Origin of the sequence: Streptomyces sp. 5-10 (assembly GCF_014712245.1) — a bacterium.
GTDB classification, from domain to species: domain Bacteria; phylum Actinomycetota; class Actinomycetes; order Streptomycetales; family Streptomycetaceae; genus Streptomyces; species Streptomyces violaceusniger.
Map to the genome: position 1 here is coordinate 58,850 of NZ_JACVYG010000008.1, position 19,789 is coordinate 78,638.

Sequence of the window (19,789 nt, forward strand, 5' to 3'; positions counted from 1 at the left end):
CCGGCCGGGCTCGCAAAGGGCTTCCCGGCCATCGCCATGAGTATTGACATGTTCGCGGGCGGTCCTTATGGTCCAGGCCATTCCTGTCCGCATGTGGGAACTGTGTTCTCATCCATGAACAAAAAGAGGTCATCGGATGGCACGAACCAGAACCGCGTTATTCAGTGTTCTCGCCCTGCTGGCCGGTCTGCTGAGCCTTCAGCTCGGCGGACCGGCCCCGCGGGCCACGGCCGCGCCGGCCGCCTTCACCCATCCCGGGGTGCTGGTGAGCCGGGCCCAACTCGACTACGCCCGCTCGAAGGTGCAGGCCGGCCAGCAGCCGTGGAAGGCCGCCTACGACGACATGATGGGCAGCTCCTACGCCTCGCTGTCGCGTACCCCCCAGCCGCGCGCCGTCGTGGAGTGCGGCTCATCGTCCAACCCCAACCACGGATGCACCGAGGAGCGCCAGGACGCCATCGCGGCCTACACCGACGCGCTCGCCTGGTACTTCACCCGGGACAGCAGATACGCCAAGAAGTCGATCGAGATCATGGACGCCTGGTCCGCCACGATCACCGATCACACCAACAGCAACGCCCCGCTCCAGTCCGGCTGGTCCGGTGCCACCTGGCCGCGCGCCGCCGAGATCATCAAGTACACCTACGACGGCGGCTGGCCGGGCGCCGGACGCTTCGCCACCATGCTGCGGGACGTCTACCTCCCCGAGGTGATCAACGGCGCCGCCACCAAGAACGGCAACTGGGAACTGGTGATGACCGAGGCTGCCATCGGCATCGCGGTCTTCCTCGAGGACCGCTCCGCCTACGACAAGGCGGTCAGCACCTACCTCGACCGCGTCCCGGCGTACGTCTACCTGACCAGCGACGGCGACCTACCCAAGCCGCCCGCGGACAGCAGCATCGACACCGAGGCCGAGATCATCAAGTACTGGCAGGGGCAGAGCACCTTCGCCGACGGCCTCGCCCAGGAGACCTGCCGCGACTTCGGGCACACCGGCTGGGGCATCGCCTCCATCGCGGACGTCGCGGAGACCAGCCGCATCCAGGGCCAGGACCTCTACCCGAAGATCCAGGACCGGCTGCGCTACGCCCTGGGCTTCCACACCGCCTACGAGAACGGCACCGCCGTGCCGTCCTGGCTGTGCGGGGGCTCGGTCAAGAAGGGGCTCGACCAGGTCACCGAGGTCGGCTACAACGCCCTCCACAACCGCCTCGGCATCAGCATGTCCAACACCCAGAAGTACACCGAGGCCCACCGCCCGTCCGGCACGGACAACTACTTCAACGCCTGGACCACCCTCACCCACGCGGAGAACCCGTCCTGACCGGACGGTGCCCCGGCCCCCGCTGCCGCCGGGGGGCCGGGGTGCGCGAGCGGTAGACGACATAGGGCCTGGCGAGGTAGCCGACGGGGGCGGTGAAGGCGTGGACGAGTCGGCTGAAGGGCCAGAGGGCGAACAGGGCCATCGCCAGCAGGGCGTGGAGCCGGTAGACCAGGGGCGCGTCGGCCATGGCGGGCACGTCGGGGTCGAGGGTGAACAGGCTGCGGAACCAGATCGAGACGCCCTGCCGGTAGTCGTAGGAGTGGTGTCCGGCGCCGGTGGCGGTGGCGGTGAGCCCGGCGAGCAGGACGGTGGCGAGCAGCGGGTACACGACGCGGTCGCCGCGGCTGGTGGCGGCGCGTACGGCGGGCACGCGCAGCCGCCGGTACAGCAGGATGCCGAGGCCGGTGGCGGTGGCCAGTCCCGCGGTGCCGCCGACGAGCAGGGCGTTGGCGTGGTACAGCGATTCGCTGACGCGCAGCCGTTCGGTGAGCGTTTCGGGGATGAGCAGGCCCACGACATGGCCGGCGATCACGAACAGCAGTCCGTAGTGGAAGAGCGGCCCACCGATGGAGAGCAGGCGGTGTTCGTGGAGCTGGCTGGAGCGGGTGGTGAAGCCGAACCGGTCGTAGTGGTAGCGCCAGGCCGCGCCGGCGATGAAGAGGGTGAGGACGAGGTAGGGCAGGACGCCCCACAGGGCGATGTGCAGGTGGTTCATCGACCGGATCCTCTCGCGAGGGGGGTGTCGGTGGGGGTGGTCGCGGCGAAGGGGGCCAGGCCCACGGTTTCGGTGGGCGGTCCGCCGCGGGCGAGCGCGAGGGCCGCGGCGCGGTCGGCCGGTGAGGGGCCGGGCAGGGTGTCGCAGACGGCGCACAGGACGTCGGCGTACGGACTGCCGTGGTCGGTGAGGGACATCCGCAGCAGTTCCAGGGCGGCGCGGTGGTCGCACAGCAGCTGGGTGCCCGGGGCCGGGCAGCGGGCGGCGAACTCCAGCATCAGCGGCAGGTGGTCGGGGAGTTCGTCCTCGGGGGGCGCCCAGCCGTGGGTGCGGTAGTGGGCCTTGAGCGCGGCGAGGGTGCCGCCGCGGCGGCGGGTGTCGCCGTCGGTGTAGTAGGTGAGGTGCAGGGTGCGGCGGCGGCTGCGGTCGAAGGTCCGGACGTAGGCGGAGGCCAGGTCGAGCACCGGGACGCCGTCGACCCCCGCGCAGAATCGCAGCAGCGGCGCGGCGGCGGGGGTGGTGAGTTCGGTCAGGCAGTCCCGTACCAGGGCGTGGCGGGCGGGCCAGTCCGGCCCGGGGTAGCCGAGGAGGAGGGCGGCGGCCTGGTGCACCGCGGGGGTGGCCGGGTTCACCGGGCGCCCTCGTCGCGCTGGGGGAACAGCCCGGCGGGGCGGCCGCGGCCGTTCCAGTTCAGCAGGTTGAGCCGGCCGGCGAGGCCGGATCCGGCGCCGGCGGGTTCGGGTGCCGGGGGCGCGTGGAAGGCGCCGGCGCCCTCGTACGGCATCATGCCGGGCAGCCCGTCGCCGTCGAGGCTGCAGGTGTCGGTGGGGGCGTCGCCGCCGGGTGTGGCGGTGTAGCTGGTGGGGATGACGTACCGCTCCTCGTACTTGGCGAGGGCGAGCAGCCGGTACATCGCCTCGATGCCGTCCTGGTCCAGGCCGACGGCCGCCGCGATGGCGGGGTCGCGCTCCTCGCCGAGGTTGATCCGGCGCATATGGCTGCGCATCGCGGCCAGCCGGCACAGGGCGGCCTCGACCGGTCCGGGGTCGCCCGCGGTGAAGAGTTCGGCGAGATAGCCCAGGGGGATGCGGAGGCTGTCGATGGCGCCGAAGAGGTTGACGGGGTCCTCGCCGTCGTGGCCGGTGGCGGTGAGCGCGTCGACGACCGGGGACAGCGGGGGGACGTACCAGACCATGGGCATGGTGCGGTATTCGGGGTGCAGCGGCAGGGCGACCCGGTACCGGCTGATGAGCGCGTGCACCGGGGAGCGCCGGGCGGCCTCGATCCAGTCGTGCGGAATGCCCGAGTCGGCGGCGGCGCGGGCGACGTCGGGGTCCTCGGGGTCGAGGAAGCAGCCGAGCTGGGCCTCGTAGAGGTCCTTCTCGTCGGTGGTGGCGGCGGCCTCGCCGACCTTGTCGGGGTCGTAGAGCATGACGCCGAGGTAGCGCAGCCGTCCCACGCAGGTCTCCGAGCACACGGTGGGCTCCCCGGCCTCGATGCGCGGGTAGCACAGGGTGCACTTCTCGGCCTTGCCGCTGCGGTGGTTGAAGTAGACCTTCTTGTACGGGCAGCCGCTGACGCACATGCGCCAGCCGCGGCAGCGGTCCTGGTCGACCAGGACGATGCCGTCCTCGATCCGCTTGTACATCGCGCCGGAGGGGCAGACGGCGACGCAGGAGGGGTTGAGGCAGTGTTCGCAGATGCGCGGCAGGTAGAACATGAACGCCTGCTCGTACTCGAGCCGGACCTTCTCGCTCATCTTCGCCAGGACCGGGTCGCCCGCGAGGTGTTCGGGGCCGCCGCCGAGGTCGTCGTCCCAGTTGGGGCCCCAGGTGACGGCGGTGGGGCGGCCGTCGACGAGGGAGCGGGGCGGGGCGGTGGGCACGTCGTCGCCGAGCGGGGCGGTGGTGAGGGTGTCGTAGTCGTACGTCCAGGGCTGGTAGTAGTCGTCCAGCCGGGGCAGTTCGGGGTTGGCGAACAGCCGGGCGAGGCGGCGGGCGCGGCCGCCGGTGCGGGGCACCAGCTTGCCGCCCTTGAGGTGCCAGCCGCCCTTCCAGGTGTCCTGGTCCTCGTAGCCGCGGGGGTAGCCCTGGCCGGGGCGGGTCTCGACGTTGTTGAACCAGACGTATTCGGTGCCGGAGCGGTTGGTCCAGGTCTGTTTGCAGGTGACCGAGCAGGTGTGGCAGCCGATGCACTTGTCGAGGTTCATGACCATGGCTACCTGGGCCATCACCCGGGGGCTGCGCGGCCGGTGGCGCGGCATGTCAGTACTCCACGTTCTGGGAGCGGCGCCGGATGACGGTGACCGCGTCCCGCTGGTTGCCGGTGGGTCCGTAGTAGTTGGGGGCGAAGGAGAGCTGGGCGTAGCCGCCGATGAGGTGGGTGGGTTTGATGAGGAGCTTGGTGAGGGCGTTGTGCACACCGCCGCGGCGGCCGGTGGCCTCGGACTTGGGCACGTTCACCAGCCGTTCCTGCACGTGGTACATGAACACGGTGCCGGTGGGCATGCGGTGGGAGACCACGGCGCGGGCCACCACGACGCCGTTGGCGTTGACGGCCTCGATCCAGTCGTTGTCGGACACCCCGATGGCCTCCGCGTCGGGGACGCTGAGCCAGATGACCGGGCCGCCGCGGGCCAGGGTCTGCATGAGGAGGTTTTCCTGGTACTCGGAGTGGATGGACCACTTGGAGTGCGGGGTGAGATAGCGGACGGTGACCGAGCGGCCGGTGTCACCGTCCGTCCCGGGCTGGGCCTCGCCGAGGGCGGCGAGGTCCAACGGCGGCCGGTAGACGGGGAGTTGTTCACCGAGCTCGGCCATCCAGGAGTGGTCGAGATAGAAGTGCTGGCGTCCGGTGAGGGTGTGCCAGGGCTTGCGGTGTTCGGTGTTGATGGTGAACGGCGCGTAGCGGCGGTCGGGGGCCTCCTTGCCGGACCATTCGAAGCTGGCGCCGACCTGCACGGGGCGGGCCTGGGTGTCGGAGAACACCACGCGGCGCTCGGCCACCGAGGCGCCCAGTTCGGTGAGGCCGGAGCCGGGGCCGCACTGCTCGGCGAGCCGGGCGAATCCCTCGGCGGCGAGGCGCCCGTTGGTGGTGCCGGACAGCGCGAGGATGGCCTCGCACATCTTGGCGTCGGTGTCCAGGAGGGGCCGGCCCGCCGCGGCGCCGCCGGTGGCGGTGGAACAGCGGTCGGCCAGCCAGGCGACCTCCTGGTCCGGGGTGACGGTGACGCCCTTGACCTGCATGCCCGCCTGCTGGGCCAGCGGGCCGAAGGCGGCGAGGTGGTCGGCGACGGCGGTGTAGTCGCGGGTCACGAGGGCGACGTTCGGCAGGTTCACGCCCGGTACGGCCGGGGTCTGGCCGTCGCGCCAGTCCGGTACGGTCCCGCCGGGCTGGGCGGTCTCGCCCGGGGTGTCGTGCATCAGGGCGGTGGCGACCAGGTCGTGGGCGGTGTCCAGCCGTCCGGCGGCGAGTTCGCTGAGCTTGCGGGCGAGGCCGTGGAAGATGTCGAAGTCGGTGCGGGCCTGCCAGGGCGGGCTGATGGCCGGGCTGAAGGCGTGTACGTAGGGGTGCATATCGGTGCTGGACAGGTCGTGCTTCTCGTACCAGGTGGCGGCGGGGAGCACGAGGTCGGCGAAGAGGGTGGTGGAGGTCATCCGGAAGTCCAGCGCGAGCAGCAGGTCGAGCTTGCCGTGGGGCGCCTGGTCCTGCCAGGCGAGGTCCGCCGGGCGGCGGTCCGGTGGGGTCTCCTCGGCGGTGGAGTTGTCCTGGGCGCCCAGCAGATGGCGCAGGAAGTACTCGTTGCCCTTGGCCGAGGAGCCGATCAGGTTGGCCCGCCACACGGTGAGCACACGCGGCCAGTTCTCGGGCGCGTCGGGGTTCTCGCAGGCGAACTCCAGCTCCCCCGCGGCGAGTTGTTCGGCGACCCACTCCTGTGCCGGGCGTCCGCTCTGCCGCACCCGGCGGCCGAGCTCCAGGGGATTGGCGGAGAAGGTGGGGTAGGAGGGCATCCAGCCCAGCCGCATCGACTGGGCGACCAGATCGGCGGTGTGACGGCCGGTGAACAGCCCCTGGCCGGTGGGCGAGGCGAGCGCGTCGGCGCCGTACCGTTCGTAGCGCCACTGGTCGGTGTGGAGGTACCAGTACGGGGTGCCCGCCATCTGCCGGGACGGCCGCGTCCAGTCGGCGGCGGTGGCCAGCTGCTGCCAGCCGGTGAAGGGGCGCACCTTCTCCTGGCCCACGTAGTGCGCCCAGCCGCCGCCGTTGACGCCCTGGCAGCCGGTGAGCAGCAGCAGGGTGAGGAAGGAGCGGTAGATGGTGTCGGAGTGGAACCAGTGGTTGGTGCCCGCGCCCATCACGATCATGCAGCGGCCGCGGGTCTTCTCCGCCGTGCCCGCGAACTCGCGCGCCGCGCGGATCACGGCCGCGGCCGGGACCGAGGTGATGGCCTCCTGCCAGGCCGGGGTGGCGGGTGCCGAGGCGTCGTCATACCCGGTGGGCCATTGCCCGGTGAGGCCGGGGCGGCCCACCGCGTACTGGGCCAGGAGCAGATCGAAGACGGTGGTGACCAGCCGTCCGCCGAGCCGCCGTACGGGGACGGCGCGCCGGATGGTGGCGCCGGGTTCGTCGAAGCGGGGCAGCTCCACCTCGGCGACCTGGGCGCCGGGGGTGCGGTGGAGGGTGAGCCGGGGGGTGATGCCCTCCAGGTCGAGGTTCCAGCGGCCTTCGCCGCCCTTGCTCCAGCGGTCGCCCAGGGTGCCGTGGGGGACCACGGGCCGGTCGGTCTCCGCGTCGTAGAGCACCGGCATCCAGCGCCGGGCCGCCTCGTCGGCGTGGGCGCCCAGGCGCGGTTCGGTGTCCGCCAGGGCGGCGGCGGTGAGGAAGGCGCCCGGGGTGCGGCGCCCGTCCCGTTCGGTCAGTTCCACCAGGAAGGGCAGATCGGTGAAGCGCCGGACGTAGTCCGTGAAGTAGGGGACCTGGCGCTCGACGAAGCACTCCTTGAGGATGACGTGGCCCATCGCCATGGCGACCGCCCCGTCGGTGCCGGGGTGGGGGTGCAGCCATTCGTCGGCGAACTTGGTGGCGTCCGCGTAGTCCGGGGAGACCACGACCACCTTCTGGCCCCGGTAGCGGGCCTCGGCCATCCAGTGGGCGTCGGGGGTGCGGGTGACCGGCACGTTCGAGCCCCACAGCATCAGATACGCCGCGTCCCACCAGTCGCCCGACTCGGGGACGTCGGTCTGGTCGCCGAAGACCTGCGGGGAGGCGATCGGCAGATCCGCGTACCAGTCGTAGAACGAGATCATGGGCGCGCCGATCAGCGCCATGAAGCGGGCGCCGACGGCGTGGGAGGCCATCGACATGGCGGGGATCGGGGAGAAGCCGGCGATCCGGTCCGGGCCGTGGGCGCGCAGGGTGTGGACATGGGCGGCGGCCGCGATCTCCAGGGCCTCCTCCCAGTCGATCCGCACCAGCCCGCCCTTGCCGCGGGCCGACTGGTAGCGGCGCCGCTTGTCCGGGTCGCCGGTGATCTCGGCCCAGGCGGCCACCGGGTCGCCGAGCCGGTCCCGGGCCTCCCGGTAGAGCTCGACCAGCACACCGCGGGCGAGGGGGTGGCGCACCCGGGTGGGGGAGTAGGTGTACCAGGAGAACGAGGCGCCGCGCGGGCAGCCGCGCGGTTCGTACTCGGGGCGGTCCGGGCCGACCGAGGGGTAGTCGGTCTGCTGGGTCTCCCAGGTGATCAGCCCGTCCTTGACATAGACCTTCCAGGAGCAGGACCCGGTGCAGTTGACGCCGTGGGTGGAGCGGACCACCCGGTCGTGCGCCCAGCGTTCGCGGTAGGGGGAGTCCTCCACGGTCTGGTCGGTCCGGTAGACGGCCCGCAGGTCGGGGGTGGCCGGGAGGCGGCGGAGCGCGGTCCCCGCCGCGAGCAGTCTCTCCGTCACCGCCGAGGCGGCGGTCCCGGCCTTCTCTCGTGCTGTGCGGCGCACCACGGTCCAGCTCCTTCGGCTGAGGCTCCGCGCCGAACGGTCGGCCGGGGCCTGATTGCGTGTCGCGCGACAGCATCACTCGCGCATCAGCCGTGCCGTATGGCTCCTTTAAGTCGTTTAGCATCACCTAGCTCGCTTTTTCCTTGCGGTTTGCCTTTCCTGTGGTGGACATGTGTGCCGATGGAGGCGGTGCGATGAACGGAATTTGACAAGGTGTCATCATTGCCTGGTGGGCAAGCGGGGAGAGCTCACCGGTTCGATGAACAACGTCCGTCGGCCGGATTTTCATGTCTCTTGACCCAGTTTCTGGCTTGAATTCGCCGCCGCCGTCCGATGGCAGCGCACCCCCACCAGACCGGCCGCGACCAGCGACCACACACCCAGCGCCACCCAGACCGCGAGATGTCCGAGGAGCACCAGGCGGTGGATTCCCTCGGCCTCGCCGAGCGTGGTGGTGGACATGGCGTACATGCCCGTGGGGAAGACGATGGTCCACCACGTCGGCTCGTACCTCAGAGGCACCCGGTGCAGCAGATGCCGCCAGATCCCGGCGGCCAGCAGCGGTGGCAGCAGGCAGGTGGCCCAGCCCCACAGGGCGAGCAGGACGACGCGGATCGGCGCCCGGAGCTGGGGGGTGTCGAGCCCCTGGTGCACCAGCCGGGCACCGGCGAGCAGGCTGATCGCGCAGGCCCCCATCGTGATCCAGTACGGCGGTGACAGCTCCCGGGGCCGGATCCCGAACCGCGCCAGCCGGCACGCGACCACCGTGGCCACCGCCGCGTACAGCAGCACCCCGGCCGCCCAGCCGAGCGCTTCGGCCGGCCGGGCGCGACCGGGGGCCAGCGCGGCCACCGCCAGGACGGCGGACTGGAGCCCCACTACGCACAGGAACCAGACCCCGTCCGCGCGCCGCACCATCCCGCCCGCGCCGAGCCGGTGCGCCATGAACGCCACACACCCCAGCAGGAGGACGGCCACGGGTACGGCAAGCACCGGCAGGGCCGCCGCGGCCGCCCGCGCGGGGCCCGGGGCCAGCCGGACGGCGAGCACATCGGAGCCGGCGACGAAGGTGAAGAAGCCGAAGAGCCGCGCGGGATCCCGCAGGTCGGCGGCCACCTCGCGCGGATATCGCGCCACCCGCCACATCAGTCCCACCAGTAACCAGCCGTAGAGCACCACGGCCACGGCCAACAGGGCGTCCGACAGCCGTCGGGCACCCACCGCCGCCAGTCCCTGGGAGACGATTCCGGTCGCCATCACGGGGGCGAAGGCACTGGGCGGCAGGTCACGCGCCGTCACCCCGTTCATCGTTCGCAGCACGCCAGCAGGCTGCCACCCCATCGGAGTCCGGGTGGAGTGGTGGAGAGGGGCGTCGGAACGCGGCAAGGAGTTCGTCGGCCACCGGTTCCCAAGAACCTCACGGGTCCTGCTTGGTGCGCGCTTGAACCAGTGCAGACCTCTGCGATAACCAAGGGGTCCCGGGCCGATCGTGGGAAAGGGGCCACCGTGGCGCGAAGGCGCACCCCGAACACCTGTCCCCGGCCCGTCACGCGGCCGGACGCGTGGGGGCCGTTCTCGACCAGAGCCGACTTCGGGGCTGAACGGCTGAGGCGTGTTCATGAATGCCGACATGGGCCTGACCCCACCACTGGTGGCGGGGCAGGCCCATGTCGGTGGCCGACGGTCAGATGCGGTCGGCCGCGATGAGCAGGTACTGGAAGGAGCCGTCCTTATAGGAGTTGATGAACGCTTCTTCAATGCCTGTGACCAGCGAGGACGTGGCCCGCAACTCCCAGTAGGGCAGGGTCGCGGGAGTGAGGTCGATGACGGCCTGCGGTACGAGGCGGTTGTCGGCCATGGCGCGCAGGTATTCCCGGCGGGAGTGGATATTGCACTCGAAGTGCGCGTTGATCTGGGAGACATACTTCGAGGGCTGGCCGTAACGCGGGTTCCAGCAGCCGGTGATGGTCACGTAGCGGCCGCCGATCGCGAGGATGCGGGAGTGCTCGGCGAAGAGGTCTTCCAGGTCGACATACATGCTTGACTCGTTGTTCCACGAGGCCGCGACCCGCCCGGTCTCGAAGGGCGTACCGAGCATGTCGCAGACGCGGGCGCGGACGTGGCCGTCGATGCCGAGTTCGCGGGCACGCTGGTTGGCGAAGTCGGCCTGCTTGGCCGACAGTGTGACGCCCTCGACCCGGCACCCGAAGCGCTGGTGGGCCATGACCATCGAGCCGCCGCGGCCGCAGCCGGCGTCAACGAGCGTGTCATCACGCTCAATGGGGCCGAGGTGGTCCAGGAGGAGTGCGGCCTGCGCCGACTCCAGGCGGTGGAGCTCGGCGATCAACTTCTTCTCGTAAGTGCTGTCGTCGGAGTCGCCGAGGGCGGTGCGGTCGACGTCCCCAATGCCGTAGTGGTGGTGGTAAAGGCCGTCAACATCGCCGAGACGCAGGTTCACGGGCCTGGCCTCGCGGTCCCAGTAGCGGGCGATGTCCCCCTGGTAGGGGGTCGCCGGGGCGGGGATGAACACGGAGGTGCCGGCGGAGGCGGCGACGTCGGCGCTGAGGTTGGTGCTGAGGTCGGTGCTGGTCACAAGGGTTCCATTCTTCTTACCAGAAGTCGGGCAGGCTGTAGCGGAAGGTGTTGGTCTGGTGCCAGTAGTGGTTGCCGTCGACCCACGTGGCCACGCCCCGGAGAAAGCGCTGCACGGTCGGGACGGGGAAGGCGACGGCCACGGCCGCGGCTTCGGCCTCGAAGTCGTGCATGAGGTCGTTGTGGACCTCGACCGCCTTCAGATAGGCGTCGCGGTCGGAGAGGCCCTCCCGTTCGGCGATCACCACGGGCAGGTTCAGATGCCGGCCGGGGCTGTCCAGTTCCTTGGTGTACGAGTACAGGTCGTTCACGATGGTGGTGGCGTTTCCGGCGAGCGCGATGACCCGCTGCATGGCGGGCTGGGCGTGCAGATCGGCCGGTAGTTCGTAGCCGCCGACGGTGTCGGTGATGGTGGGGCACGGGCGGAAGTTGTTGAACTGGCGCATCGCCAGGTACTCCCACACCTCGGGGACGTGGTCCGTCTGCGCCCAGGCGGCCTCGGCGAGATACCCCATGTGCAGACGGGCCATGTCATGCCGGAACCGGTCGGCCTGGGAGGGGCCGGCCGCTCGGACGAAGTACTCCATGGCGGAGCGGTAGGCGCGTCGGGGCGCGTCCGAGTGGAGCGACTCCGCCCACCGCGGCTGGTACTCCCGCGTCGTGTGCAGGGGGTCGAGGGCGGTGTGCGCCAGCAGAAGGCGTCCGCCGAGGCCGATGGGCGAACCTCCGTGGTCCTCGCAGTAGCAGTCGTCCACCGCGTTCTCCGCCACCATCAGGCGCGTGGCGAGCATCAGGTGGTCGACGGTGGGAGCGTCCGGATGGCAGGCGACCATGTAGCGCCCCACCGAGAAGCCGTCGAACTGGTCCTCCCACTCCCCGGGGTACAGGTCGACCTCGTCCAATGCCCAGGCCTTGATCCTGCGGCCGACCTCCTCCACCCGCACGGGGTCGGGCTCCGGTACCGGGTGGTGGTAGAGGCCCGGGATCGGGTTGCCTTCCGCCGGAACCGGCGGTGGCGTCGGCGGCGCCTCGCGCCGGGCCAGGTGCAGGCCTGCCGTGCCGAGGCCGTTCGGACCACGCAGGATCCGTTCGACGTCGGCGCCGGGTGTCCGCACCTCGGCGGCGGGGAGGTCGACGGCGGGGATGCCGGAGCGGGAAGCGGCCGCGGGCAGGACGGTCATCGGGCGGGCTCTCTTTCGTAGGGGGTGGGTGGCGTGCGTGCGTGGCACCGAAAAGAGGAAGGGAGGGGGCAAACGTTAGGAATCCGTCCAGATCCCCAGGGACACTAGCGGCTGGTGCGCCCAGTCGGCCCTGGGAAGCCGTTGACATTAACTCGATAAGATGATCTAGTCCCGCGCGATGTTTGCCCGGTGTCGCGGCGTCCGGCTCGGCCGCAGGAGCCGCCGCCCTCTCTGACGTCTGAATCTGTAAATCAGATTGGCTTCCACGGAAACATCTGTTGGACAGAACCACGGCCATGTCCAAGGATCCCTCGTGCGGTGGCCCGGTCAACGCGACACCGGGATGAACCGCCGCCCGAGTGGAGGCTGAACGTTGAGTGAAGAGACCGAAGTAGTCGTCGTCGGGGCGGGCCAGGCAGGCGTGGCGATGAGCGAGCACCTGGGGGCCCACGGTGTGCCGCACATCGTGCTGGAGCGGCACCGTATCGCCGAGCGGTGGCGGTCGGAGCGGTGGGATTCCCTGGTGGCGAACGGGCCCGCGTGGCACGACCGGTTCCCGGGGCTGGAGTTCTCCGACGTCGACCCCGACCTCCACCCCGATGCCTTCGCCTCGAAGGACCAGATCGCGGACTACTTCGTCACGTACGCCGAGAAGATCGGTGCCCCGATCCGGTGCGGTGTCGAGGTGACCTCGGTGCGCAGGCCCCCCGGTCGGCCCGGCTTCCGGGTCGAGACGTCGGAGGGCCCCATCGACGCGCGCTTCGTCGTCGCCGCGACCGGACCGTTCCAGCGGCCCGTGATCCCGCCCATCGTCCCGGACGGCGCCGTCCCCGCGCAGATCCACTCCAGCGCGTACCGCAACCCGGAGCGGCTTCCCGAGGGCGCGGTCCTGGTGGTCGGGGCCGGGTCCTCGGGGGTGCAGATCGCCGACGAGCTGCGCCGGTCCGGTCGCCGCGTCTTCCTCTCCGTCGGTCCGCACGACCGCCCCGCCCGCCAGTACCGCGGACGTGACTTCTGCTGGTGGCTCGGTGTGCTCGGGCGCTGGGACGCGGAGACGCCGCCGCAGGGTGCCGAACACGTCACCATCGCGGTGAGCGGCGCGCGCGGCGGCCACACCGTGGACTTCCGTGCCCTGGCCGCCGACGGCATCGAGCTCGTCGGTCTGACCGCGTCCTACGACGATGGCGTGCTGCGCTTCGCGCCGGATCTGGCCACGAACATCGCGCTCGGCGACGCCAAGTACCTCGAACTCCTCCGGGCGGCCGACGCGTACGTCGAGCGCAATGGGCTCGACCTCCCCGAGGAGCCGGAGGCCCACATCCTCGGGCCGGACCCGGAAGGCGTGGCCGACCCCCGGCTGGAGCTCGACCTGGCCGGGGCCGGGGTCACCTCGATCGTTTGGGCGACGGGCTTCGCCACCGACTACAGCTGGCTCGAGGTCGACGCGTTCGACGAGCACGGCCGGCCGGACCAGCGGCGCGGCGTGTCGTCCGAGCCCGGCGTCTACTTCCTGGGCCTGCCCTGGCTGTCCCGCCGGGGATCGAGCTTCATCTGGGGCGTCTGGCACGACGCCCGGTACGTCGCCGACCACATCGCGACCCAGCGGGGCTACCTCGCGTACGGCACCGGCGACCGGCCCGGTGCCGCGCCGACCGCCTGGAAGAACTGAGCAGCGACTGAGGAGCAGATGATGACCTCCACGAGCGAGGGCCGCCGGGCGAAGGCCAAGGCCACCAGGGCCCCGATCGTCGCCGGCGGACACACCCGGATCCGCCCGTTCAACACCCGCGACACCTATCCCGAGCAGAACCTCGACAACGACCTCTGCCAGGCCGTGGTCGCCGGCAACACCGTGTACGTCCGGGGCCAGATCGGCCAGAACCTCGACACCAGCGAGTCCGTCGGCATCGGCGACGCCGAGGCGCAGGCCGAACAGGCCATGGCGAACATCACGACGCTGCTCGAAGAGGCGGGCAGCCGGATCGAGCACCTGGTCAAGCTGACCATCTATCTGATCGACCCGCGCTACCGCGAGGCGGTGTACCGCACCGTGGGCCGCTGGACCAAGGGCGTCCACCCGATCTCCACCGGCCTGGTGGTGTCGGCCCTGGCCCGTCCTGAGTGGCTGTGCGAGATCGACGCCGTCGCCGTGATCCCCGAGGAGGAGCAGGCATGACGTTCTCCCTGGTGGTACGCGACGGCGAGCGGTTCGGCATCGTGGCCAGCTCCTCCAGTCCGGCGGTCGCCGCCCGGGTCGCACATCTGCGGCCCGGGGTCGGCGCGGCGACTTCGCAGAACATCACCGACCCCACGCTCGGCACGAGCCTGCTGGAGGGGCTGGCGGAACACGGCGACGCGGAGCGCGCCCTGGCCGGTGTCACCGGCGCGGCGCGGAACGCGAAGTCCATCGCCTACCGGCAGCTGACCGTGGTGGGCCGCTCCGGGCCCGGGTTCGCCTACAGCGGGTCGCACACGCTGGGCAGGTACGCCTCGGCCACCGCCGAGGGCGCGGTGGCGGCCGGCAACCTGCTGTGCGGCGAGCACATCCCCGACGTCCTCCTCGACGCGTACTCCGCCGCCCCGGGGGAGCTGGAAGAGCGGCTGGTCACCGCCCTGAAGGCGGCCGTCGCGGCCGGTGGCGAGGAGGGGCCGGTGCACTCCGCGGGCCTCGCGGTCGTCGCGGACGTGGACTGGCGGGTGACCGACCTGCGCGTGGACTGGGCCGACGACCCCGTCGACCGGCTCGCCGAACTCCTCGCCGTCTGGCTGCCGCAGCGGGACGACTACGTGCGCCGTGGGCTCGATCCCGCCTCCGCCCCCTCGTACGGCGTACCGGGCGATCGGTGACGGAGGCGATGGAGGTGACGGACGCGATGAAGGCGATGGGGACGTTGGGGCCGCTGAAAGAGGCCGCCCGGTATGAGGTCGACCGGCACGCCGAGGAGCTGATCCGGCTGTCCGAGCGGCTGCACGCCGACCCGGAGACCGCCTGGGAGGAACACCGGGCGGCGGCCGCCGTACCCGAGCCGCTGGACCGCGCCGGATTCGACGTCACCTCGTCCTATCTGGGCCTGGACACCGCCTTCCACGCCCGGTTCGGCAGCGGGCCGGTCCGGATCGCGCTGTGCGCCGAGTACGACGCGCTGCCCGGCCTCGGCCACGCGTGCGGGCACAACCTCATCGCGGCGAGCTCGGTCGGCGCCGCGCTGGGCCTGGCCGCCGTCGCCGACGACGCGGGCCTGACCGTCGAGGTCTACGGCACCCCGGCGGAGGAGGGCGGCGGCGGCAAGATCGAGATGCTCGACCGGGGCGCCTTCGCCGGGGTGGACCTGGCGATGATGGCGCATCCGGCGCCCGTCGACGTCGCCGAGGCCCGTCCGTTCGCGGTCAGCCACTCCAGGGTCTCCTACACCGGCAGGTCCGCGCACGCCGCGGCCTACCCCGAGGCCGGGGTCAACGCGGCCGACGCCTTCACCGTGGCCCAGGTCGCCATCGGGCTGCTCCGCCAGCAACTCCCGGCCTCCGCCCGGGTGCACGGCGTGGTGACCCACGCCGGGGACGCCCCGAACGCCATCCCGGAGCGGGCCACCGGCCGCTGGTACGTCAGGGCGGAAACCCTCGCCGAACTGGCCGAGCTGGAACCACGGGTCATGCGGGCCTTCGAGGCGGGCGCCCTCGCCACCGGGTGCGAGCTGGAGATCGAGCCGGAGAGCAAGCCGTACGCGGAGTTCCGCAACGACGAGACCGCCCTCGGCCACTACCGCGCGAACGCGCTCGCCCTGGGGCGGGAGTTCGCGCCGCCCGGGCAGGCCGCCCGGATGAACCGCGCCTCCACCGACATGGGCAACGTCTCGCAGGTGGTGCCCGCCATCCACCCCTACATCGGCATCGGCTCGCTGCCCGCCACCAACCACCAGCACGAGTTCGCCGCGTTCTGCGTGGGCGGGACCGCCCAGCGGGCCCTGCTCGACGGGGCGACGGCGCTGGCCTGGACCGGTGTGGACCGGAGCCCGGCCCGAGACGCGAGCCACTGACCGAGGCGGCACCCGCACAGCTCCGGCTTCTTCCACCCATCCCAAGGAGGCGCGCAATGCCCACCACTCACACCGACGTCACCACGGCCGAGGTCGAGGTGGCCACCGACGCCGCCGCACTGCGCAGGAGCGTGGCCGCGGGAGCCGTCGGCGTGTTCGTGCACTGGTTCGACTGGGCCGCCTACGCCTATCTCGCCGGTACCGTCGCCACCGTGTTCTTCCCGGACGAGAACGGCACCACCGGACTGCTCGCCGTGTTCGGCGTGTTCGCCGTCTCCTTCGGTATCCGGCCCATCGGTGCCATGGTGTTCGGACCGCTCGGCGACCGGATCGGCCGCAAGCGCACACTGTCGCTGGTCATCTTCATGATGTCCGGCGCGACCCTGACGATTGGCCTGCTCCCCGGCTACGCCGCGATCGGGGTCGGCGCCCCGGTGCTCCTGGTGATCCTTCGCCTGATCCAGGGATTCGCGGCGGGCGGCGAGTTCGGCAGCGCGGCGAGCTTCCTCGCCGAGAGCGCCCCCCGGCGCCGTCGCGGATTCGGGGTGAGCTGGCTGGAGGTCGGCTCCCTGCTGGGCTTCCTCGCCGGTTCGTTCGTCTATCTGCTGCTGTCGACGGGGCTCGACGAGGCCCAGCTGACCTCCTGGGGCTGGCGCGTCCCCTTCCTCATCTCCGCACCGCTCGGCGTCATCGGCTTCATCATCCGCAACAAGATCGAGGACACCCCCGAGTACCGTACCCTCGAGGCCAACGACACCGTGCCGCGCACCCCCGTACGGGAGCTGCTCCGCCACCACAAGCGGCAGCTGCTCCAGGCGGCGGGCCTGATGGCGGCCATGCACGTGCCCTTCTACGCGGTGCTGACGTACCTGGTCACCTACGAGACCGACCACCTGGGGCATTCGGCCGGCAGCGCCGCCCTGCTGTCCACGGTGATCTCGCTGCTGGGGCTGGTGCTGGTCCCGGTGTTCGGGCTGCTGTCCGACCGCGTGGGGCGCAAACCGGTCTTCGTCGGCGCCACCGCGGCCCTCCTGGTCCTCGCCACCCCCGCGTTCCTCCTGATGCGGACCGGGCTCGCCGGAACCTGGGTCGCCGGTCTGCTGCTCGGTGCGATCCTCGCCGCGATCCTGGGCACCTACGCGGTGTGGTCGGCGGAGATCTTCCCCACCCGCACCCGCCAGAGCGGCCTGTCCATCGCCTACAACCTCACCGCCGCGCTGTTCGCCGGCACGGTGCCGTATCTGATGACCGTGCTCATCTCCGCGACCGGTTCCACCCTGGTGCCCGGCCCCTATCTGATGGTCTTCGCCGGCGGCGGTCTCATCGCCGCCCTGACCCTGAAGGAGACCGCCGGTTCCGCCCTGCTGCGCCCCGAGGACGTCTCCAACGCGGCCCCTGAGCGCGACTAGGCGGATAGGTGGCAGCGGCTGCGGTTCGGTGGCGCCCCGAAGGGGCGCGGGGCTGTGCCGATATGCGGCTCCGCGGCGCGGCTGTGTCGATATGCGGCTCCGCCGCGTGGGACCAGCCACGACGGCGCCGCGGACGATCGGCGGCAGGTCAGGGCGCTTCCAGCGGAGCGCTTGGGCGCCACCGCGTAAGGTCGGCACCGGCACGGACACCGATCACCAGCGCGAGGGTCACGCATGACGTCACCGGTGGGTTTCACCCTCCTGCAACTCCGCTACTTCCTCGTCGCCGCCGAGCGCGGTTCGATGACGGAGGCGTCGGGGGCGCTCCACATCGCGCAGTCCGCCGTGTCCGCGGCCATCCACAACCTGGAGCGCGACCTGCGGGTGCAGCTGTTCATCCGCCGCAGGGGCCGGGGACTGACCCTGACACCCGCGGGGGAGCGGCTCCAGAGCCACGCGCGGGAGTTGCTGGCCCGCGCGCGCGAGGTCGAGCGGGAGGCCCGGGGAGACGGCGAGACGATCTCCGGGCCGGTGGCCGTCGGCTGCTTCGTGACGCTGGCCCCGTACTATCTGCCGCCCCTGTTCAGCGAGTGCACCCGCCGCTACCCGGGCATCGAGATCGACGTGGTGGAAGCGGAGACGGACCAGCTCGTCCAGGCCCTGGGCGCGGGGCGCATCGACTTCGCCCTCACCTACGGCCTCGGCCTGTCGGCCGAGCCGGACCTGCGCAGCGAGACGATCGCGCGGGCCCCGGCCTACGTCATCGTCCCGGCCGATCACCCGCTGGCCCGGCAGGGCACCGTGGAGCTGGCCGAACTGTCCGCGGAACCCCTCGTCCTGCTCGACCTGCCGCACAGCCGCGACTACTTCCGCTCGCTGGTGGCCGCCACCGGCACCGCGCCCGATGTCCGCTACCGCACCCGGAGCTATGAGACGGTGCGTTCCCTGGTGGCCCGGGGGCTCGGATACTCCGTGCTGAACCAGCGGCCGGCGACCAGCCAGACCTACGGCGGCGGGGAGATCGCGGAACTGGAGCTGAGGGACGGAAGCCCCCCGCTCGAAGTCAAGATCGCCTCGGTGAAGGGCATGACCCAGACCGCCCGCGCCCAGGCCGTGATGGAGCTGCTGCGGGAGGTCGCCGCCCCCACGCCCCCGTGACCGGCGGTGTGGCGGGCGGACCATCTCTTCAGGACATCGCCGCGCTCTACGGCCGGGATGCGCAAGGGCGGCTGACGTCAGGTTGACGCGGGCGGGGCCTCCTCGTTGAGCCGTCGCAGCAGGCCGAGCAGGGTGGCCCGGTCCGCGGACGGGAGGGGCGAGAAACACTCCTCCAGGACCTTTTCGCTGACCTGGTGGCCGGCGGCCAGGGTCTGTTCGCCGGCGGGTGTGAGGCGGTGTTCGATGCGGCGCCCGTGGCCCGGCCTGCGCTCCACCAGTCCCTGTGCGGCCAGACGGCCCACGAGCGCCCCGAACGCCTGCTCGCTCTGGAACGTCACCGCGGCCAGCTCGCGTGCCGACGCTCCGGGCCGGCCGCTGATGGCACGCAGCGCGTCCCACTGCGCCAGCGTCGTACCGACCTCGCCCAGTGCGCTGTCCAGCGCCCGGTGCTGTCGGTACTGCGCCTGCTTGACCGCGCGCCCCAGAACCTGCAGATCAGCATCCATGTCGCAAGTCTACCCGCAATGAAACTAGCTTAATTAAAGAAGCTTAGTTAGAGTTTGAGTCATGACAACGGACATCAACTCCCTTGCCCATGCGGCCGCGTGCGACGATCTGGCCCTCACCCTCTCCGAGGCGGGCACCGGCCGCCCGGTGCTCGTCCTGCACGGAGGCGGCGGGCCCGCCACGGTCGCCGGTATCACCGCACACCTCTCGCGCACCGCGCACACGCTCGCGCCCGTGCACCCCGGCTGGGAGGGGACGCCCCGCCCCGACTGGCTCACCGGCGTGGACGATCTGGCCCTGACCTACCTGCATCTCCTGCACGACCGCGGCCTGCGCGACACCCTGGTCGTCGGCTCCTCGCTCGGCGGTTGGATCGCGGCCGAGATGGCGGTACGGGACACCGCGGGTGTCATCGGCGGCCTCGTCCTGATCGACGCGGTCGGGGTGGACGTCCCCGGCGAGCCGATCACGGACTTCTTCGCCCTGGACGCCCGCGGTGTGGCGGAGCATTCCTGGCACGACCCGGACCGCTACTACGTGGACCCCGCCGACGTACCGGCTGACCAACGCGCCATCCGGCAGGCCAACATGGCCACCATGCGCGTTCTCGCGGGCGAGCCGTACATGCACGACGCGAAACTGCTGCGCCGCCTGCGCCGGGTGGAGACACCGGCACTCCTGCTGTGGGGGGAGAGCGACCGCGTGGTCACACCGGCCTACGGCGCCGCCTACGCCGCGGCCTTCGCCAACGCCCACTTCGAGGTCATCCCCGGAGCCGGCCACCTGCCCCAGATCGAACAGCCCGAAGCCACGCTCGCTCTGATCGACGCCCACGCCCACCGCACGGCCAACTCCAGCGCCATCTGAAGTCCGGGC

General features: G+C 71.4%; 16 protein-coding genes. 8 read left to right on the plus strand and 8 right to left on the minus strand.

Annotation, left to right across the window (positions count from 1 at the left end; translation table 11 throughout):
• Window positions 1-136: 136 nt before the first annotated feature.
• Window positions 137-1,327, plus strand: a complete 1,191-nt coding sequence (locus tag IEJ02_RS12725) for an alginate lyase family protein (RefSeq protein WP_191064942.1) — start codon at window positions 137-139, stop codon at window positions 1,325-1,327.
• On the opposite strand, the gene narI is transcribed toward IEJ02_RS12725, so the two are convergent.
• From narI to IEJ02_RS12760, 7 genes are all read right to left on the minus strand, one after another.
• Window positions 1,302-2,042, minus strand: a complete 741-nt coding sequence (gene narI / locus IEJ02_RS12730; protein ID WP_191064943.1) for a respiratory nitrate reductase subunit gamma — start codon at window positions 2,040-2,042, stop codon at window positions 1,302-1,304. The two genes, IEJ02_RS12725 and narI, sit on opposite strands and share 26 nt — an antisense overlap.
• Window positions 2,039-2,674 carry a nitrate reductase molybdenum cofactor assembly chaperone gene (narJ, locus tag IEJ02_RS12735; protein ID WP_191064944.1) on the minus strand — a complete coding sequence of 212 codons (636 nt, stop codon included), beginning with the start codon at window positions 2,672-2,674 and terminating at the stop codon, window positions 2,039-2,041. Before narJ ends, narI begins: the two co-directional genes overlap by 4 nt.
• A complete protein-coding gene (narH, locus tag IEJ02_RS12740) occupies window positions 2,671-4,305 on the minus strand; it encodes a nitrate reductase subunit beta (RefSeq protein ID WP_223863728.1) in 1,635 nt (544 codons plus the stop codon). The genes narJ and narH overlap by 4 nt, the downstream gene beginning before the upstream one ends.
• A 1-nt stretch (window position 4,306) precedes the next feature.
• Window positions 4,307-8,032 carry a nitrate reductase subunit alpha gene (locus tag IEJ02_RS12745; RefSeq protein WP_370467032.1) on the minus strand — a complete coding sequence of 1,242 codons (3,726 nt, stop codon included), beginning with the start codon at window positions 8,030-8,032 and terminating at the stop codon, window positions 4,307-4,309.
• 285 nt (window positions 8,033-8,317) lie between these two features.
• Window positions 8,318-9,352, minus strand: coding sequence for a tellurite resistance/C4-dicarboxylate transporter family protein (locus IEJ02_RS12750; protein ID WP_317985781.1), 1,035 nt, complete (start codon window positions 9,350-9,352; stop codon window positions 8,318-8,320).
• A gap of 364 nt (window positions 9,353-9,716) precedes the next feature.
• Window positions 9,717-10,625, minus strand: a complete 909-nt coding sequence (locus tag IEJ02_RS12755; RefSeq protein WP_191064945.1) for a geranyl diphosphate 2-C-methyltransferase — start codon at window positions 10,623-10,625, stop codon at window positions 9,717-9,719.
• A 16-nt stretch (window positions 10,626-10,641) separates the two neighbouring features.
• Window positions 10,642-11,805 (minus strand): family 2 encapsulin nanocompartment cargo protein terpene cyclase, encoded by a 1,164-nt coding sequence (locus IEJ02_RS12760; protein ID WP_223863729.1) that lies wholly within the window; start codon window positions 11,803-11,805, stop codon window positions 10,642-10,644.
• 373 nt (window positions 11,806-12,178) lie between these two features.
• On the opposite strand from IEJ02_RS12760, the gene IEJ02_RS12765 reads away from it, so the two are divergent.
• The 6 genes from IEJ02_RS12765 to IEJ02_RS12790 all read left to right on the plus strand — a co-directional run bounded on the left by IEJ02_RS12765 (window position 12,179) and on the right by IEJ02_RS12790 (window position 18,406).
• Complete coding sequence (locus tag IEJ02_RS12765) at window positions 12,179-13,474, plus strand: flavin-containing monooxygenase (protein WP_191064946.1); 1,296 nt, start codon at window positions 12,179-12,181, stop codon at window positions 13,472-13,474.
• A gap of 21 nt (window positions 13,475-13,495) precedes the next feature.
• Window positions 13,496-13,981 carry a RidA family protein gene (locus IEJ02_RS12770; protein ID WP_223863730.1) on the plus strand — a complete coding sequence of 162 codons (486 nt, stop codon included), beginning with the start codon at window positions 13,496-13,498 and terminating at the stop codon, window positions 13,979-13,981.
• A complete protein-coding gene (locus tag IEJ02_RS12775) occupies window positions 13,978-14,652 on the plus strand; it encodes a DUF1028 domain-containing protein (RefSeq protein WP_191064947.1) in 675 nt (224 codons plus the stop codon). Before IEJ02_RS12770 ends, IEJ02_RS12775 begins: the two co-directional genes overlap by 4 nt.
• 8 nt (window positions 14,653-14,660) lie before the next feature.
• Complete coding sequence (locus tag IEJ02_RS12780) at window positions 14,661-15,839, plus strand: M20 family metallopeptidase (protein ID WP_370467033.1); 1,179 nt, start codon at window positions 14,661-14,663, stop codon at window positions 15,837-15,839.
• A gap of 56 nt (window positions 15,840-15,895) precedes the next feature.
• Complete coding sequence (locus tag IEJ02_RS12785; RefSeq protein WP_191064948.1) at window positions 15,896-17,248, plus strand: MFS transporter; 1,353 nt, start codon at window positions 15,896-15,898, stop codon at window positions 17,246-17,248.
• Window positions 17,249-17,482: 234 nt separating this feature from the next.
• Window positions 17,483-18,406, plus strand: coding sequence for a LysR family transcriptional regulator (locus IEJ02_RS12790; RefSeq protein WP_191064949.1), 924 nt, complete (start codon window positions 17,483-17,485; stop codon window positions 18,404-18,406).
• A gap of 77 nt (window positions 18,407-18,483) precedes the next feature.
• On the opposite strand, the gene IEJ02_RS12795 is transcribed toward IEJ02_RS12790, so the two are convergent.
• Window positions 18,484-18,912, minus strand: coding sequence for a MarR family winged helix-turn-helix transcriptional regulator (locus IEJ02_RS12795; protein ID WP_191064950.1), 429 nt, complete (start codon window positions 18,910-18,912; stop codon window positions 18,484-18,486).
• Window positions 18,913-18,973: 61 nt separating this feature from the next.
• On the opposite strand from IEJ02_RS12795, the gene IEJ02_RS12800 reads away from it, so the two are divergent.
• On the plus strand, window positions 18,974-19,780 hold the full coding sequence (locus IEJ02_RS12800) for an alpha/beta fold hydrolase (protein WP_191064951.1): 807 nt from the start codon (window positions 18,974-18,976) through the stop codon (window positions 19,778-19,780).
• The last annotated feature ends 9 nt before the right edge of the window (window positions 19,781-19,789 follow it).

What these genes read in the sequence shown, in the direction of transcription:
- IEJ02_RS12725 (WP_191064942.1), top strand. Translation starts at nt 137, where the DNA reads ATGGCACGAACCAGAACCGCGTTATTCAGTGTTCTCGCCCTGCTGGCC.
- narI (WP_191064943.1), bottom strand. Translation starts at nt 2,042, where the DNA reads ATGAACCACCTGCACATCGCCCTGTGGGGCGTCCTGCCCTACCTCGTC.
- narH (WP_223863728.1), bottom strand. Translation starts at nt 4,305, where the DNA reads ATGCCGCGCCACCGGCCGCGCAGCCCCCGGGTGATGGCCCAGGTAGCC.
- IEJ02_RS12760 (WP_223863729.1), bottom strand. Translation starts at nt 11,805, where the DNA reads ATGACCGTCCTGCCCGCGGCCGCTTCCCGCTCCGGCATCCCCGCCGTC.
- IEJ02_RS12770 (WP_223863730.1), top strand. Translation starts at nt 13,496, where the DNA reads ATGACCTCCACGAGCGAGGGCCGCCGGGCGAAGGCCAAGGCCACCAGG.
- IEJ02_RS12775 (WP_191064947.1), top strand. Translation starts at nt 13,978, where the DNA reads ATGACGTTCTCCCTGGTGGTACGCGACGGCGAGCGGTTCGGCATCGTG.
- IEJ02_RS12780 (WP_370467033.1), top strand. Translation starts at nt 14,661, where the DNA reads ATGGAGGTGACGGACGCGATGAAGGCGATGGGGACGTTGGGGCCGCTG.
- IEJ02_RS12785 (WP_191064948.1), top strand. Translation starts at nt 15,896, where the DNA reads ATGCCCACCACTCACACCGACGTCACCACGGCCGAGGTCGAGGTGGCC.
- IEJ02_RS12790 (WP_191064949.1), top strand. Translation starts at nt 17,483, where the DNA reads ATGACGTCACCGGTGGGTTTCACCCTCCTGCAACTCCGCTACTTCCTC.
- IEJ02_RS12795 (WP_191064950.1), bottom strand. Translation starts at nt 18,912, where the DNA reads ATGGATGCTGATCTGCAGGTTCTGGGGCGCGCGGTCAAGCAGGCGCAG.
- IEJ02_RS12800 (WP_191064951.1), top strand. Translation starts at nt 18,974, where the DNA reads ATGACAACGGACATCAACTCCCTTGCCCATGCGGCCGCGTGCGACGAT.